General features: G+C 72.2%; 18 protein-coding genes. 9 read left to right on the plus strand and 9 right to left on the minus strand.

Annotation, left to right across the window (positions count from 1 at the left end):
* Positions 1-30 precede the first annotated feature (30 nt).
* On the minus strand, positions 31-279 hold the full coding sequence (locus GIS00_RS18980; RefSeq protein WP_154770012.1) for a type II toxin-antitoxin system Phd/YefM family antitoxin: 249 nt from the start codon (positions 277-279) through the stop codon (positions 31-33).
* An 87-nt stretch (positions 280-366) separates the two neighbouring features.
* Between GIS00_RS18980 and GIS00_RS18985 the strand changes: the two genes are divergently transcribed.
* Both GIS00_RS18985 and GIS00_RS18990 read left to right on the plus strand, forming a co-directional pair.
* On the plus strand, positions 367-876 hold the full coding sequence (locus tag GIS00_RS18985; protein ID WP_154770013.1) for a VOC family protein: 510 nt from the start codon (positions 367-369) through the stop codon (positions 874-876).
* Between the two features lie 62 nt (positions 877-938).
* Positions 939-1,169 carry a hypothetical protein gene (locus GIS00_RS18990; RefSeq protein WP_154770014.1) on the plus strand — a complete coding sequence of 77 codons (231 nt, stop codon included), beginning with the start codon at positions 939-941 and terminating at the stop codon, positions 1,167-1,169.
* Between the two features lie 111 nt (positions 1,170-1,280).
* On the opposite strand, the gene GIS00_RS18995 is transcribed toward GIS00_RS18990, so the two are convergent.
* Genes GIS00_RS18995 through GIS00_RS19005 form a run of 3 tightly spaced genes read right to left on the minus strand, consistent with a single transcriptional unit; the run spans position 1,281 to position 4,030 of the window.
* Complete coding sequence (locus tag GIS00_RS18995; RefSeq protein WP_154770015.1) at positions 1,281-2,429, minus strand: epoxide hydrolase family protein; 1,149 nt, start codon at positions 2,427-2,429, stop codon at positions 1,281-1,283.
* A gap of 43 nt (positions 2,430-2,472) precedes the next feature.
* Positions 2,473-3,246: a GNAT family N-acetyltransferase gene (locus GIS00_RS19000; RefSeq protein ID WP_154770016.1), complete on the minus strand. Its 774-nt coding sequence runs from the start codon at positions 3,244-3,246 to the stop codon at positions 2,473-2,475.
* A 37-nt stretch (positions 3,247-3,283) separates the two neighbouring features.
* Positions 3,284-4,030: a GAF and ANTAR domain-containing protein gene (locus tag GIS00_RS19005; RefSeq protein ID WP_196073359.1), complete on the minus strand. Its 747-nt coding sequence runs from the start codon at positions 4,028-4,030 to the stop codon at positions 3,284-3,286.
* A gap of 247 nt (positions 4,031-4,277) precedes the next feature.
* Between GIS00_RS19005 and GIS00_RS19010 the strand changes: the two genes are divergently transcribed.
* On the plus strand, positions 4,278-6,770 hold the full coding sequence (locus tag GIS00_RS19010; RefSeq protein WP_322098135.1) for a sensor histidine kinase: 2,493 nt from the start codon (positions 4,278-4,280) through the stop codon (positions 6,768-6,770).
* A 24-nt stretch (positions 6,771-6,794) separates the two neighbouring features.
* On the opposite strand, the gene GIS00_RS29075 is transcribed toward GIS00_RS19010, so the two are convergent.
* Genes GIS00_RS29075 through GIS00_RS19025 form a run of 3 tightly spaced genes read right to left on the minus strand, consistent with a single transcriptional unit; the run spans position 6,795 to position 8,954 of the window.
* Complete coding sequence (locus GIS00_RS29075; RefSeq protein WP_322098136.1) at positions 6,795-7,490, minus strand: CPBP family intramembrane glutamic endopeptidase; 696 nt, start codon at positions 7,488-7,490, stop codon at positions 6,795-6,797.
* 2 nt (positions 7,491-7,492) lie between these two features.
* Complete coding sequence (locus GIS00_RS19020) at positions 7,493-8,464, minus strand: NAD(P)H-binding protein (protein ID WP_322098137.1); 972 nt, start codon at positions 8,462-8,464, stop codon at positions 7,493-7,495.
* Positions 8,465-8,519: 55 nt separating this feature from the next.
* On the minus strand, positions 8,520-8,954 hold the full coding sequence (locus GIS00_RS19025) for a nitroreductase family deazaflavin-dependent oxidoreductase (RefSeq protein WP_154770019.1): 435 nt from the start codon (positions 8,952-8,954) through the stop codon (positions 8,520-8,522).
* Positions 8,955-9,183: 229 nt separating this feature from the next.
* Here GIS00_RS19025 and GIS00_RS19030 point away from each other — a divergent pair, with 229 nt between their 5' ends.
* From GIS00_RS19030 to GIS00_RS19040, 3 genes are all read left to right on the plus strand, one after another.
* A complete protein-coding gene (locus GIS00_RS19030) occupies positions 9,184-9,483 on the plus strand; it encodes a WXG100 family type VII secretion target (RefSeq protein WP_154770020.1) in 300 nt (99 codons plus the stop codon).
* Positions 9,480-9,767, plus strand: a complete 288-nt coding sequence (locus GIS00_RS19035; protein WP_154770021.1) for a WXG100 family type VII secretion target — start codon at positions 9,480-9,482, stop codon at positions 9,765-9,767. Before GIS00_RS19030 ends, GIS00_RS19035 begins: the two co-directional genes overlap by 4 nt.
* Before the next feature lie 62 nt (positions 9,768-9,829).
* The gene (locus GIS00_RS19040; protein ID WP_154770022.1) at positions 9,830-10,237 is read left to right on the plus strand and encodes a DUF3151 domain-containing protein; all 408 of its coding nucleotides are present in this window, start codon (positions 9,830-9,832) and stop codon (positions 10,235-10,237) included.
* A gap of 20 nt (positions 10,238-10,257) precedes the next feature.
* Here GIS00_RS19040 and GIS00_RS19045 read toward each other — a convergent pair whose 3' ends face one another.
* Positions 10,258-10,932: a hypothetical protein gene (locus GIS00_RS19045; protein WP_154770023.1), complete on the minus strand. Its 675-nt coding sequence runs from the start codon at positions 10,930-10,932 to the stop codon at positions 10,258-10,260.
* Between the two features lie 79 nt (positions 10,933-11,011).
* Here GIS00_RS19045 and GIS00_RS19050 point away from each other — a divergent pair, with 79 nt between their 5' ends.
* Entirely contained in the window at positions 11,012-12,301 is a 1,290-nt protein-coding gene (locus GIS00_RS19050) for an adenylosuccinate synthase (RefSeq protein ID WP_154770024.1), read from the plus strand.
* A gap of 15 nt (positions 12,302-12,316) precedes the next feature.
* Here the strand turns inward: GIS00_RS19050 and GIS00_RS19055 are convergent, their stop codons facing one another.
* Positions 12,317-13,087 (minus strand): maleylpyruvate isomerase family mycothiol-dependent enzyme, encoded by a 771-nt coding sequence (locus GIS00_RS19055; RefSeq protein WP_322098138.1) that lies wholly within the window; start codon positions 13,085-13,087, stop codon positions 12,317-12,319.
* A 74-nt stretch (positions 13,088-13,161) separates the two neighbouring features.
* On the opposite strand from GIS00_RS19055, the gene purD reads away from it, so the two are divergent.
* A complete protein-coding gene (gene purD, locus GIS00_RS19060) occupies positions 13,162-14,412 on the plus strand; it encodes a phosphoribosylamine--glycine ligase (protein WP_322098139.1) in 1,251 nt (416 codons plus the stop codon).
* Positions 14,412-15,584 (plus strand): pyridoxal phosphate-dependent aminotransferase, encoded by a 1,173-nt coding sequence (locus GIS00_RS19065; protein ID WP_196073360.1) that lies wholly within the window; start codon positions 14,412-14,414, stop codon positions 15,582-15,584. The genes purD and GIS00_RS19065 overlap by 1 nt, the downstream gene beginning before the upstream one ends.
* Positions 15,585-15,695: the final 111 nt, after the last annotated feature.

Genomic DNA, 15,695 nt, shown 5'->3' on the forward strand with positions numbered 1-15,695 from the left:
TCTGCGATCAGCGCAAACGTGTGACTACGGCTATCGCAGCTCGTCAGGATCCACCACGGTCGTTGGCAGGTTGGTGCCGTCCTTCGCCAGGCTGCGGGAAGTCGGGCCCTTCCAGGTCCGGACGAGATCGGGCCCGCTGACCCACCGGTGCCGAGGGACCGGAACCAGCTCGGCCACCTCGCGTCCCGCCACGGTCACAGTCAGGTGTTCGCCGGCTTCCACCCGTCCCAGCACCACTGCCACCTGGTCTCCGAGCTTCTTGTGAGAGACGGTGGCCATGCCCACCACGGTAGTTGCTCGGCTGCCCGCTCATCGGGCCACTCCCGGCGGATACCGCCGGAAGCACCTGACGGCGACGATGAGCGCATGACACAGGAGTCAGCGACGCCCGAGTTCGCCGGCGTCGACCATGCCGCTCTCGCGGTCACCGATCTCGCGGCGAGCGAGCGGTTCTACACCGGGGTGCTGGGCTTCACCACGGTGCTCGACTTCGGCGCCGGGCTGCTGCTGGTGCACAAACGCACTGGGTTCACCCTGGGCCTGATGTGCCCGCCCGACGCCGCCGGCGGGTCCTTCGACCACCGGGTCACCGGCCTCGACCACCTGGGGTTGGCCGCGGGCAGTCGCGAGGAACTCGAAGGCTGGCAGCGGCGGTTCGAGGAGTTCGGCGTCGAGCACACCTCGATCCGTGACGAGCCGCTCGGGTTCCACCTGCACTTCCGTGACCCGGACGGCATCGCGCTCGAGTTCTACACGCCGAGCCCGGTCTACGCGGCGGCGCTGGCCGATCTCCGCTCGCGCGACGTCCCCGATGACGAGGTGCGGGCGCTGGCCGGCAGCCTGCTCGGCCTGTCCGACATCGTCGCGGAGCGCTGAGTCGCCGGGTCTTCTGTGCGTAAGGCACGTAACGAACGGTTCGATGCGTGGATACTTGTCCCATGACCTTGTCCATCGACCTCCCGGAGCAGGCGCTCGCGCGGCTGCGTGCCGAAGCCCATCGTCGCGGTATCAGTGTTGATGACGTGGTGGCCGAGCTGGCGTCACAACTCCCTCCGGAGCGAGGCGACGTCCGGAGGCGCAGACTGGCATTCGTCGGTGCCGGTGCTTCGAAGAACGGGATCACCCATCAGGTCGATGAGGCCCTTGCAGCCGGATTTGGTAGGGACTGAGGCATCGGACAACTCGCGTGCTGATTGTCGACACGGGTGTCCTTGTCGCCGCCGCTGACCGCAACGATCAGCACCATGTGGCGTGTGCAGAGCTCCTCGAGACCGAAGCGGTCAGCCCAGGCAGGCGCGGAAACCTCGGCGCACCTGGTCGACGAACATCTCCGGCACCTCCAGTGCGGCGAAATGCCCGCCATGTGAGGGGTTCTCGTAGAACCGGAGGTCAGGGTGACGGAGCCGGGCCCAGCGTTCGGAGGGCCGGCCGATCTCCCGCGGGTACACCGACACCGCACTCGGTACCGGGATGGGGCCGACATCGAATCCGGCGGAGTAACTCTCGCGGTACAGCCGGGCCGAGGTTGCGGCGGTGCCGGTGAACCAGTACAGGGAGACCTCGTCGAGGATCTGTTGGTCCGTCGGACCCGGGACATCGCTCCACTCGGCGTACTTCTCGGCGATCCACGCGCACAACCCGGCCGGTGAGTCGGTGAGCGCATAGCCGACGGTCTGCGGCCGGGTCGACTGGATCGCGGCGTAGCCGGCGCCTTCCCGTTGGTGCCGCCGGGCGGCGGCAAGAGCGACCGCCTCCGCCTCGGTCGGGTCGTTGCGGATCTCCTCGTCCGGCCGGACCAGCACCATGTTGACGTGAATGGCGAGGACCCGGTCCGGGAACTGCGCTGCCAGCCAGTTCGTGACGCTCGCGCCCCAGTCGCCGCCCTGGGCGAGATACGTGTCGTAGCCGAGGGACTGCATCAGTCCGTCCCAGGCAACGGCGATCCGGCTGGTGGTCCACCCGGCATCCGTCGGCACCCCGCTGAAGCCGAATCCGGGCAGCGCCGGAATCACCACATGGAAGGCATCCTCCGCCTCGCCGCCGTGCGCCACCGGATCGGTGAGCGGACCGATCACGTCGAGGAACTCGAGCACGGACCCGGGCCAGCCGTGGGTGAGCACCAGTGGCCGGGCGCCGGGCTCGGGGGACCGCACGTGCAGGAAGTGCACGTCGACGGGATCCACCCCGCCGACGGTCACCGGGGCGGTGAACTGCGGCCAGGCGTTCAAACGATCGACGAACCCGAAGTCGTAGGTCGACGACCAGGTCTCGCAGAGCTGCTGTACCCGGTCGAGCGAGATGCCCTGTGCTGGTTCGGTCCGCTCCGGCGGCCAGCGGGTCATCATCAGCCGTGTCCGCAGGTCCTGCAAGGCGGCCGGGTCCAGCGCGGCACGGAACGGGACTGCAGCGCCGACGCTCACCGTCTCCATGATCCGAGGGTAGGACCCGTCGGAAACGGTACGACCATCGGGATCACGGACGTCGTAGTTCCACTGCACCGCCCGTCCGCATCGCGCCGACGCCGGCCAATAGGGACCGGGATGCCGCGTTCGTGACGTCGACCTCGGCCACCACGGAAGCGACCCCGCGCGCGTGCAGCCGGCCGAACACAGTCCCGAGCATCGACCGGGCGAGCCCGAGCCGCCGGTAGGACCGGGACACCGCGATCAGGCCGAGCCGTGGTCCGCCCGGCTCGATCCACACCCGCACCAGGCCGGCGAACCGCTCGAGGCGGGCGTCGACGGCGACCAGGTAGAGCGACGGGTCGAAGTGCCACTCGGCGAAGGTGTACTCACGGAACTCGTCGGGGTCGTTGCACCAGCCTGCGCTGCCGGGCACGTCCTGGCGCAGTTCGTCGTCGAGGGTGCGCAGCAGCGCCGGATCCACCTCGTCGGCGGCGACCAGGGCGAGTCCGGCCGGCGGCGGGCCGTCCGGGAGCCCGGTCACCCCCGGATCGGTGGGCAGGGCCAGTAGCTCCTCGCGCCGGGCGACGGTGAAGCCGGCCGCCAGCCATGCGGTGATGTCGTCGGCCTCGTCGGCCCGCACGAACAGCGGCCCTTTCAGATCGGTGTCGACCGCCTCCAGCAGCGCGTCGAAGACCGGCGGGTGCCAGGTGTCGATCGAGACGAACCAGCGCCCGTCCGGCCGCATCACCCCGTGTGCCGTCCCCACCACGCCGCCGGACCCACGGGGGTCGAGCGCCGACCAGTCGGCCTGCCGGGAGAGCCGCGCGATGCGTGCCTGCACCTGCTCACCCTAGGAACGGGCGCCAGGGCATTCCGGCTCAGGCGCGGGGTTGCCGGTCGAGCAACACCCCGGTCAGGCACAACTGCTCGCACACCGTGCGGAGCTTGCTGTTCGTCCGGCTCGACGCCCGGACCAGCATCGCGAAGGCGACGTCGGGCGTGACCTTGAACCGTTCCATCAGGATGCCCTTGGCCTGGCCGATGACGTCCCGGTTGGTCAGTGCCCTGTTGACCTCGTCCACCCGCCGGGCGCCGGACATCGCCACCCCGGCGTGCTGGGCGAAGATCCTGGCCAGGGTCTCCGTGTCGTCCGCGTCGCCACCGAAGTTGGCCTCGCGCCCGACCAGACTGAGCACCCCGATCCGCCGGCCGCTGATCTCCATCGGTGTGCAGACCATCGACCGGAAGTCCAGTTCCAGCGCCGCCGCGGTGAACCCGGGCCAGCGCAGTTCGGCCTCCAGATCGGTCACCCAGATCTGCTTGTCGTCGCGCCAGCTGTCCAGGCACGGGCCTCCGCCAGCGTCGTTCTGCGCGTCCATCACCGACCGGGCTGCGGCATCGCCCTCCATCAGTGGCGACTCGAGAGTGCCGGATGCGGTGACCGTGAGCACCGCGGCGGCCGCGACGCCCGGGATGATCGCCACGGCGCCGGCCACGATCTGCTCGGCCAGGGTCGCCGTCGCACGCTCGTCCGCGAACGACGTGGCCACGTCGGCCATCAGCTCGGCGACCCCGGTGAGTGCCGCCAGGTCGATGCTGTCATGGGTGGGCTCGACGTCGGTCACGGCTCCTCCTGCCGGCTCGCGGATCGGTACGCAATGTACGGCGGCCGCGCCGGCTGCACTGTTGAACCGGCGCGGCCTACGCCCACCCGACCCCGGGGGCGACCGGACGCACCGTAGGGATAACCGGCCCGGGCGATCCTCAAACCGGGTCGGGCCGCACGGTGCTCGGTGACGCGGCCGCCCGGATCGTGTATCCCTGGGTGGTGCACGGAGTGGGTCGGGATGCGACGTCGACGACGGGACCCCGGTGAGCAGGGGAAAGCTGCGCATCTACCTCGGGGCGGCACCCGGTGTCGGCAAGACGGTCGCGATGCTGGAGGAGGGCAGGCGCCGGCGTTCCCGGGGCACCGACGTGGTGGTCGGCCTGGTGGAGGACCACGGCCGCGCCCACACCCGCGATGCGGTCGGCGATCTCCAGGTGATCCCTCGGTCCGGTGTGTCCCACCGGGGGATGCGGCTCGACGAGCTGGACGTACCGGCCGTCCTGGAACGACGGCCCGAGGTGGTGCTGGTCGACGAGCTCGCCCATACCAACGCCCCCGGGTCGACGCGCGAGAAGCGCTGGCAGGACGTGCTGGAGCTGCTCGAGGCCGGCATCGACGTGATCACCACGGTCAACGTGCAGCACCTGGAGTCGTTGAACGACGTGGTGGCGACGATCACCGGTGTCCCGCAACGGGAAACGGTGCCCGACGCAGTTGTACGGGCGGCCGACGCGGTGGATCTGGTCGACATGAGCCCGCAGGCGCTGCGCCGCCGGATGGCGCACGGCCACATCTATCCGGCGGAGCGGATCGATGCCGCGCTCGGCAACTGGTTCCGGGTCGGGAACCTCACCGGGCTGCGGGAACTGGCGCTGCTCTGGCTCGCCGACCAGGTGGAGGAAGGGCTGGAGCGGTACCGCGCCGAGCACGGCATCACCGGCACCTGGGCCGCCCGGGAACGCATCGTCGTCGCGCTGACCGGTGGCCCGGAGGGCGCGATGCTGCTCCGTCGCGGCGCCCGGATCGCCGGACGGGTGGCCGGTCGGTCACTCATCGCAGTGCACGTCGTCCGCTCCGACGGCACCGAGTCCGCCTCGTCCGACCCGGCGCAACTGGAGAGCCAGCGGCTGCTGGCGGAGAAGCTGGGCGGTAGCCTGCAGCTCGTGGTGGGCGACGACATCGCCGCGACGGTACTGACTTTCGCGCGAAGCGTGAACGGAACCCAGATCGTCGTCGGCGCGTCCACGCACGGGCGCTTCACCCGGCTCGTCCGCCCGAGCACCATGCACGCCATCGTGCGCGGATCCGGGGACATCGACGTGCACGTCGTGACCCACCCCGGCGACCGGGGCCGTCGGCACGTGCTGCGGCCGGCACCGTCGGAGCGCCGGGCCGCGATCGTCTGGCCCGCGGCCGTGGTCGTACCGGCGGTACTGGCGGCCGTCCTGCTGCCGTGGCGCGACGGGTTGAACCTGTCCTCGGTGCTGCTGGTGTTCCTGCTGGGTGTCCTGGCCAACGGCCTGATCGGCGGCGCGGTGCCGGCGGCGGTGAGTGCGTTGATCGCCGGCGTGCTGGCCAACCTGCTGTACACGCCACCGGTCGGGTCGCTGACCATCGCCCAGCCGCAGAACATCTTCGCGCTGGTGGTGTTCGTGATCGTCGGGGCGACGGTGGCGACCATCGTCGACCGGTCAACGGGACGAGCCCGCGCGGCGGCCAAGGGGCGCGCGGAGGCGCAACTGGTGGCGGCGTTGGCCGGCGACGTGCTGGAGGCCGACGACGGGGTGCGGGCGGTGGTGGACCGGGCCCGCGTCGGGTTCGGCATGAGCCGGGTGGTGCTGCGCCGCCGGGGCGGCGAGGTCGAGCTGGAATCCGGCCGGCCCGGCCCGGAGACCGCCGACGGTGACACGGATCTGGTGCTCCCGGCCGGCCCCGACCACGAGCTGGTGCTGCACGGGCGGCCGTTGCCGGTGGCCGACCGGGCCCTGGCCGAGGTGTTCGCCGCCCAGGCCGCCCTCGCCCTGGACCGCCGGGACCTCGCGGTGCAGGCGGGGGAGACCGAGCGCCTCCGGCAGGCCGACGCCGTGCGAACCGCTGTGCTCGCGGCACTCTCGCACGACCTGCGCACCCCGCTGGCCACCATCAAGGCGGCCGTGGCCGGGCTGCGGGCCGACGGTGTGACCCTGTCGGCGGAGGACCGGTCCGAATTGCTCTGGTCCACCGCGGAAGCGGCGGATCAGCTGGATGCGCTGCTCACCAACCTGCTCGACCTGTCCCGGCTGCAGACCGGCGTGCTGGCACCGGTGTTCCGCCCGGTGTCGGTGGACGAGGTGGTGCACGGCGCACTGCGCGGGGTGCCGCCCGCCGCGGTCGCCGACGACATCCCCGACGACCTGCCGTTGCTCGACACCGACAGCGGCCTCCTGGAGCGGGTGCTGGGCAACATCGTGGCCAATGCGGTGCGGTACTCGCCGCCGGGACGTCCGGTGCGGCTCGACGCCGCCCGTATCGACGGCGAGGGCGGCGATGTGGTGCAGATCCGGGTGATCGACAAGGGTCCCGGCGTGCCGGAGAAGGACCGGCCGGCCATGTTCGCCCCGTTCCAGCGGCTCGGTGACGTGCCGGCCGGCACCGGGCTCGGGCTGGGGCTCGCGGTCGCACGGGGACTGGCCCAGGCAGTCGGCGCGACGATCGAGGTCGAGGACACCCCCGGTGGCGGGCTCACTGTCCTGGTGGAGGTCCCGGTCGCGAGTTGAACGACACCCGGCACCGACTCCCGCTCAGAACAGCGGCGGCAGTACGAAGATCATCGACACCGACCAGGTGATGTGGGTCAGTGTCGAGGCGAGAATGCCGCCGGTGGCGCGTCTCTGCAGACCGAGCACGGGAGCCAGCACGAGCGCGGCGAAGGCCAGCATCAGGTTGCCGGTGGCCAGCGTGGCCACCGTGTAGATCACCGCCGTCAGCAGCACCGGCCGGTAGCGGCCCAGCGCCGCGTACAGCGCCCCGCGGAAGTAGACCTCCTCGGCGATGCCGTTGAGCACTGTCACCAGCACCACCAGCGGCCCGGTGCCCTGTCGTGCCAGGTCCAGCACGGACTGCACCAGCCGGTCCAGCGGACCGATCTCGCGCACCACCAGCGCGCCCACCACGAACACCCCGACCAGGACGAACCCGAGCACGATCGGCCCGATGACCGGGCGCCGTTGCCGCTGCCGACCGAGGTGCAGCGGCCCGGACAGCAGGGCGCCGCCGGCCCACACCGCGGCGAGACACAGGGTGAGCACGTAGAAGCCGGTACTGCCGGGATCGGCGTTGAGCGAGAACCCGAGCAGGACAGACCCGGCGACCAGGGTGGCCACCACGATCGCGCGGCGCCGCACGACCGTCGCCCGGGGCTCCTCGACGTCCGGTGACCGGCCGACCAGCCCGGCCCGGTGCAGCCCGTCGACCGCCAGCCGTCGGAGCGCGGACACGATCAGTCGTCGCCGTTCTGCTGCTCTGCCTTCTGCTGCTGTGCCTTCTCCTGCTCGGCCTTTTCCTGCTGGGCCTTCTCGTCCTGCTGGGCCTTCTCCCGGTCGGCCAGCGCCACCCGGACCGCCTCGTCGTACCCCAGGGGCTCACCGGGGATGAGGTCGAGGATCTCCGTGTTGTGCACGACCACCTCGGTGGTCATGGAGTCGACCAGGTTCCGGGCGGTGGCCAGGTCGACGTCGGTGACGAGCGACAGCCAGCCCGAGGACAGCCGTGGCGTGAGCAGCGGGACGGAGAGCGTCGGCAGCGAGCGCTGGTTCATGATCGCGGCGGCCCGCTTGAGCATGTCGATGTACCGCAGCACGTCGGGGCCACCGATGTCGAAGGTCCGGCCGGTGGTCGCCGGCACCTCGAGAACCCCGGCCAGGTAGCGGATCACGTCGACGAGGGCGATCGGCTGCGTGCGCGTCTCCACCCAGCGCGGCGCGATCATCGCCGGCAGGTGCGCCACCAGCTGCCGGGTGATCTCCCACGAGATGCTCCCGTGACCGACCACCACCGCGGCACGCAGCACGGTGACCGGGACCCCGTGGTCGGCGAGCAGCCGCTCCACCTGCCGCCGGGACCGCAGGTGCGGCGACAACTCCGCCTCGTCGCCGCCCAGCCCGCCCAGGTACACGATCCGGGAGACGCCCTGTGCCGCAGCGGCGGTCGCGAAGGCGGTGGCCGCCTTCGCGTCCAGTTCCTCGAAGTCGTCGGAGTCCAGCGAGTGCACCAGGTAGTAGGCGACCTCGACGTCCTGCAGCGGTGCGTCGAGCGAGTCCTCGTCGAAGACGTCCCCCGCCACCGGGTCCCCGGCACCCGTGTAGTCCTCCGGGTGCCGGGTCATCGCCCGCACCTGGTGGCCGCGGTCGACCAGCTCACGGGCCAGGTGCGACCCGACGAAGCCCGACGCCCCGGTGACCAGGATATTCACGTGCCGATCTCCCTCTCGTACGGTGTGCGGCAGTCACGGTGTGCCGCAGCGTTTCTCAATCGGTCGGTACCAGCACGACGACCGGGATGACCCGCTCGGTCTTCTCCTGGTAGCCGGCGTAGTCCGGCCAGACGGCCACGGCCTTGTCCCACCACTCCGCGCGCTCGGCGCCCTCGGCGACATGGGCCCGGTAGGTGCGGACCTGGTCGCGGTCCCGCAGCTTCACCACCGGGTCGGCCAGCAGATTCAGGTACCAGACCGGGTGCTTGGGTGCGCCGCCGAGCGAGGCGATGACCGCGTACCGGTCGCCGTCGTTCACCCGCATCAGCGGCGACTTGCGGACCGCGCCGGTCTTGCGGCCGATCGTGGTCAGCACCACGCAGGGCACCCCGCGCAGCAGGGTGCCCTCGGCGCCGTTGCTGTTCTCGTACAGCTCGGCCTGGTTGGCGGCCCAGTCCGAGCTGCTGCGGGCGTATCCGGTTTCGGTCATGACGCGGTGGGGTCCTCTCGTGTGGACGGTCGCGGTCCGGGGTGTGCGTACCCCTGGATGCGGCCGGTCAATCCGGCGGTCACCGCCACCGTACGTGCGGAGTTGTCCACACCCGTCGATCCGTCCACAGAGCCGGCACCGGACCGCCCGGGCCTGGGCCGGCCGGGGTCACGATGGCAACCACGGACCGGACGGAGCCACCGTCCGGCCGCCGACGAAGGGGGAGCCGGTGGAAGGGATCTCGGTCGCGACGGACCGGATGGTGCAGGCGGGCACCGGTGTCGGTGCGGTGGGTGAGTCGTTGCGGGCGGAGGTGGCGACGATGCACGACCTGCTGACCGACATCCAGGTGGGCTGGCAGTCGGACGAGGCCGCACCGCGGTTCGCCGCGGTCATGCTGGCGCACCTGGAGCAGGCGGCGCTGCTCGGCGAGGCGCTGATCGGGCACGGCACCACCCTCACCGGCGTGGGCACTGCGCAGGCGCAGGCGGAGACCGACCTGGCGACCGCGGTCCCGGTGGTCCCGTGAGCACGATCAAGGCGGACTACGCCGCCATGACCGCCGGGCAGGAGGGTCTGGTGGCGACCTGGGCCCGGATCGAGACGCACCTGGCCGATCTGGACGCGACGGTCGCGGCGACGCAGGACATGCAGGCGGACTCGCTCACCGCCTACCACGCGCTCAAGCTGCGGTGGAGTGCGTCGGCGGCGGACCGGCAGCTGGTGCTGCAGCAGCTGGCCTCGCTGGTCGGTGCGGCCCGGGACCACTACCGGCAGGTCGACACCATGCTCGCCAACAGGTTCGCGGTGTGAGTGGGTGACCGGCCCCGGGAGCCGGTGCGCGGGTCCGGCCGCCGGCGCGGCAGGATGGCGGCATGAGTGGTCACAACCTGCTGGGTCCGGCTCCTGTCGAACTGCCGGAGGACCCGGCCCAGTCCCTGCTGGACGCCGGCACCGATCCGCGGGACGCCGCCCGGCAGTTCCCGGCGTCCTGCCTGGCCTGGGCGGTGCTGGCGGAGAAGGCGCTGGACTCCGGCGACGACGTGTCCGGATACGCCTTCGCGCGGGTGGGCTACCACCGCGGGCTGGACCTGTTGCGGCGCAACGGCTGGAAGGGTGCCGGACCGGTGCCCTGGTCGCACCCGGGCAACCGTGGGTTCCTGCGGGCGCTGGCCGCGCTCGGCCAGGCCGCGGCGCTGTTCGAGGAGACCTCCGAGGTGGCCCGGGTCCGGGCCTTCCTCACCGACGCCGACCCCTCGATCCCGGCGGACATGCTGCCCTGAGCCGGTCCCGGGGACTGCTGTCAGAAGGCCCCGCGCACCAGCCGCAGCGGTGCGGTGTGCCGGTAGAAGGTCCAGCGGTCCATCGGCCGGTCGAACCGGACGCCGTCGCTGAGCACGGTCATCGGCGACTGGGCGCTGCCCACCTGCAGCGCCCGGCCCAGGTGGGAGCGGCCCTTGCGGCCGAACCCCAGGATCCGGGTGCGGCGCACGGTCACCTCGAGCCCCTTCTCCGGGTGCGGTTGCACCAGCAGGCCGGGGGTCGCGCCGGACAGCACGCGGAACTCGTCGACGTAGGCCGTGCCGTGCACCGGGGAGAGGTACCCCTCGGCGATCAGCACCCCGCCGACGTCGTTGCGCACCAGTGGCACCGGGTCGGGCTCGCCCTGCAGGGCGACGCGCAGTGCCGCGGCGCCCACCGGCAGCGAGTACATCCGGGAGAAGGGCGTGGGCTGCGCGGTGGCGTAGGCGAGCTCGACCGTGCCGAGCCGGTCCTTGCGGAACAACCGCAGCACGACCGCGGCGAGATCGGCGTCGTCACCGACCACCAGGACCCGGCCGGACAGCAGGGGGTCGATCTCCTTGCCCGGCCGCGGGCCCACCGTGTCGACCGCGGCGAGCTGCCCGGCGGGCAGCTGGTCCAGGGCCGGGAGCAGGGCCGGGACCGGCGTGCAGATCAGCACGTGGAGTGCGGACACGGGCTCACCCATTACCCTTCCCATCGGTGAACGTCGCCCGCACCGGGTGGGCGGGCTGCGTTCGGATCGGGAGTGTGCCATGTCGGTGATCGTGCTGATCGGCGCCCAGTGGGGCGACGAGGGCAAGGGGAAGGCGACCGACCTCTACGGCGAGCGCGTCCAGTGGGTCGTGCGCTACCAGGGCGGCAACAACGCCGGCCACACGGTCGTGCTGCCCGACGGGCAGAAGTTCGCCATCCGGCTCATCCCGTCCGGCATCCTCACCCCCGGCATCAAGAACGTCATCGGCAACGGCGTGGTCGTCAACGCCGAGGCGCTGCTGGAGGAGCTGGCCGGGCTGGAGGAGCGCGGCGTCGACACCACCGACCTGTACATCTCCGCGGACGCGCACCTGCTGATGCCGTACCACGTGGCGATCGACAAGGTCACCGAGCGCTACCTCGGCAAGGCCAAGATCGGCACCACCGGCCGCGGCATCGGCCCCGCCTACCAGGACAAGGTCGCGCGGATGGGCGTCCGCGTCCAGGACGTGCTGGACCCGTCGATCCTGCGGCAGAAGGTCGAGGCCGCGCTCGAGATCAAGAACCAGATCCTGGTCAAGGTCTACAACCGCAGGGCCCTCGACCCGGCGAAGGTGGTGGAGGAGACGCTGGCGCAGGCCGAGTCCTTCAAGCACCGCATCGCCGACACCCGGTTGCTGCTCGACCAGGCCATCCGGCGCGGCGAGCACGTGCTGATGGAGGGCTCGCAGGGCACCCTGCTCGACGTCGACCACGGCACCTACCCGTTCGTCACCTCGTCCAACCCGACCGCCGGCGGCGGCGCCGTCGGTGCCGGCATCGGCCCCACCCGGATCACCACCGTGATGGGCATCCTCAAGGCCTACACCACCCGCGTCGGCTCCGGCCCGTTCCCGACCGAGCTGCACGACGAGTGGGGCGAGTACCTGCGCAAGACCGGCGGCGAGATCGGCGTGAACACCGGCCGGGCCCGGCGCTGCGGCTGGTTCGACGCCGTCATCGCCCGGTACGCGACCCGGGTCAACGGCATCACCGACTACTTCCTCACCAAGCTGGACGTGCTGTCCTCGCTGGAGCAGGTGCCGGTGTGCGTCGGCTACGACGTCGACGGTGAGCGCACCGACGAGATGCCGCTCACCCAGACCGGTTTCCACCACGCCGTGCCGGTGTACGAGTACCACCCGGGCTGGTTCGAGGACATCTCCGGTGCCCGCACCTTCGGCGAGCTGCCGCGCAACGCGCAGGCCTACGTCCGCCGGGTCGAGGAGCTGGCCCAGGCCCGCGTCTCGGCCATCGGTGTCGGCCCCGGCCGCGACCAGACCATCGTGCTGCACGACGTGCTGGCCTGAGTCACGCCTCGGGCCTCACCAGCTGACGCGGAAGAGCGAGCGCCACAGCCCGATGGCGTCGGCAGGACCGGTCTGCGCGATCTCGTCGCCGCGGTTCCACAGGCCCAGGTAGAGCGAGGCGGCGGTCCCGGTGACCGTGGCGTCCGCCTCGGCCGGCGCCCCGCTGGTCACCACTGCCGGATCCGTCGACACCCGCACGGTCCAGGCCACGTCGGCGTCCGTCGGCAGCACCGCCACGGTCAGCGGGACGTCGCTGCGCAGCTTCGCCCGCGGCCGCGGCAGGAACCCGGTCAGCAGTTCGTCGAGGCCGTCGACGGCCACGTCCGTGTCGATCGCCGCCTGGGCCGTGGTGGGCAGCGTGCCCAGCCGGGCGGCCAGTGCGTCCACCCGGTGCACCGTGGTCTCGTGCAACTGCCGCCGCGCCCAGAAGGTCCGCGGACCCGGGGCGTTGCGCAGGAACACCATCGCCGGGACGTCCTCGGGGACCGACCGCAGCACGTCGGCGAGGTCGGCCGCCCCGGACCGCAGCCAGCCCGGCTGCTCTTCCGGATCGGTGGGGATCCCGGCCGCCGACTCCTGCTCCAGCGCGGCGTGATCGGACACCGGGGCCTGCGTCAGGTTGCCCGCCGCCCAGCGGTGCACCATGCCCTGGTGTCCCAGCAGGTCGGACACGGTCCACTCCGGGCAGGACGGCACCGGGGCGTCCGGGCCGGCGGCGATCGCGTGGTCGGCGAGTTCGCCGGCCTCGGTGGTCAGGCCGGTGAGGTACCTCTCGAGGCTCAGCACGGGGCCACTCTGGCACGGCGCCCCGACGGTGCAGCGGGTCGGGGGCGCCCCCGGACGGCCGATACCCTTCCGGCGTGCGCATCCTCGTCATCGGTTCCGGTGCCCGTGAACACGCCCTGCTCCGGGCCCTGCGCCGGGATCCGGCCGTCGGGGAGCTCCACGTCGCCCCGGGCAACGCCGGCACCGACGCGCTGGCCACCGGCTACCCGGTCGACGTCGGCCGACCGGCGTCGGTGGCCGACCTGGCCGAGGCGATCGGGGTCGACCTGGTGGTGATCGGCCCGGAGGTCCCGCTGGTGGCGGGGGCCGCCGACGAACTCCGCCGCCGCGGCATCGCCGCCTTCGGACCGGGTGCCGACGCGGCCCGGATCGAGGGCTCGAAGGCGTTCGCCAAGGACGTGATGGCCGCAGCCGGCGTGCCGACCGCCGGTGCCGTGTCGGTCACCGAGCCGGAGGGGATCGACGCCGCTCTGGACACCTGCGGCGCGCCGTACGTGGTGAAGGACGACGGCCTCGCCGCCGGCAAGGGCGTGGTGGTCACCGCCGACCGGGACGCCGCGCGGGCGCACGCCGAGGCGGTGCTGGCCGGTGGCCACCCGGTGCTGGTCGAGGAGTTCCTGGCCGGCCCGGAGGTCTCGCTCTTCGCGGTGTGCGACGGCGTCCGGGCGGTGCCGCTGCTGCCGGCCCAGGACTTCAAGCGGATCGGCGACGGCGACACCGGCCCGAACACCGGCGGCATGGGTGCCTACGCGCCGCTCGGCTGGGCCCCGGCCGACCTGGTCGACACCGTGCAGCGCACCGTGCTGGACCCGGTGCTGGCCGAGATGTCCGCCCGTGGTTGCCCATTCACCGGGCTGCTGTACGCCGGGCTGGTGCTCACCGCCGACGGCCCGAAGGTCATCGAGTTCAACTGCCGGTTCGGTGATCCGGAGACCCAGGTGGTGCTGGAGCTGCTGGACTCCCCGCTGGGCGAGCTGTTGGCCGCCGCCGCCGCCGGCGACCTGTCCGCGGTGCCGGCGCCGCGCTGGCGGGACGGCGCCGCCGTGACCGTGGTGGTCGCCGCCGAGGGTTACCCCGGGGTGCCGGTCACCGGCGACGTCATCACCGGCGCGGAGGCCGACGGGATTCTGCACGCCGGCACCCAGCGGCGGGAGGACGGCGCCGTCGTCTCCTCCGGCGGGCGGGTGCTGTCCGCGATCGGCACCGGGCCGGACCTGGCGGCGGCCCGCACGGCCGCCTACGCCCGGGTCGGTGGCATCGGACTGCGCGGGGAGCAGCACCGCACCGACATCGCGCTGGCCGCCGAGCAGGGTCTGCTGCCCTGATGTCGGACCTGCCCTTTCCTGCCGCGCCTCTGCACCCTTCGGCACGCAGCGGGGTCGCGCCGTTCCATGTGATGCGGGTGCTCGCGGCCGCCGCCCGGCGGCGGGAGAGCGGGCTGCCGGTCTTCGACCTGACCGCCGGCCAACCCGCCACGCCGGCGCCCGCGCCGGTGCTGGCCGCGGCGCACCGGGCGCTGGACACCCACGTCCTCGGGTACACCGAGGCCACCGGGATCGCGCCGCTCCGTGAGGCGGTGGCCGGCCACTACGCCACCCGCTATGGCCTGACGGTCGACCCGGACCGGGTGGTCATCACCACCGGTTCTTCCGGCGGGTTCCTGCTGTCCTTCCTCACCGCCTTCGACGCCGGCGACCGGGTCGGGCTGGCCCGGCCCGGCTACCCGGCCTACCGGAACATCCTGCAGGCACTGGGATGTGAGGTGGTCGAGCTGGAGTGCGGCCCGGCCACGGGCTACCAGCCGACCCTGGACATGGTGCGGTCGGCGGATCTGGCCGGACTGGTGCTCGCCTCCCCGGCCAACCCGACCGGCACCATGGTGCCGCCGGCCGAGCTCGCTGCGATCTCGGATCACTGCGGCCGCAACGGGATCCGGCTGATCTCGGACGAGATCTACCACGGCATCTGCTATTCCGGCGAGGCGGCCTCGTCCTGGGCCACCGACCGGTCGGGCATCGTGGTGAACTCGTTCTCCAAGTACTTCTCGATGACCGGCTGGCGGATCGGATGGCTGCTGCTGCCGGACGACCTGGTCGACCCGCTGGACGCACTGGCCGGGAACATGTCGATCTGCCCGCCGGCGCCGTCCCAGTACGCGGCGGTGCACGCGTTCGACGCCTACGAGGAGTGCGACGCGCACGTCGACCGCTACGCGGGCAACCGCGCGCTGCTGCTGGACGGGCTGCGTGCGCTGGGCATCACCGACCTGGCCCCGGCCGACGGGGCGTTCTACGTGTACGCCGACGTCGCGCACCTGACCGACGACTCCCAGGCCTGGACCCGACGGCTGCTGGACACCGCCGGGGTGGCGATGGCGCCGGGCATCGACTTCGACGTGGTCGAGGGGCACCACACGGTCCGGATGTCCTTCGCCGGCACCGGAGACACCATCGCGGCCGGGCTCGACGCGCTCGACGGGTTCCTGCGTTCGTCCTGACCTGCCCCGGGGAACGACGTCATCGGGGCGTTCGTTGGACCGGCAGCACAGCACGGCCGCCGATCCGCCCCCGGGGTGACCCCGAGTAGGAAATCAGGGTCGGCACCGGAG

This window comes from Nakamurella alba (genome assembly GCF_009707545.1).
Taxonomy (GTDB): Bacteria; Actinomycetota; Actinomycetes; order Mycobacteriales; family Nakamurellaceae; genus Nakamurella; species Nakamurella alba.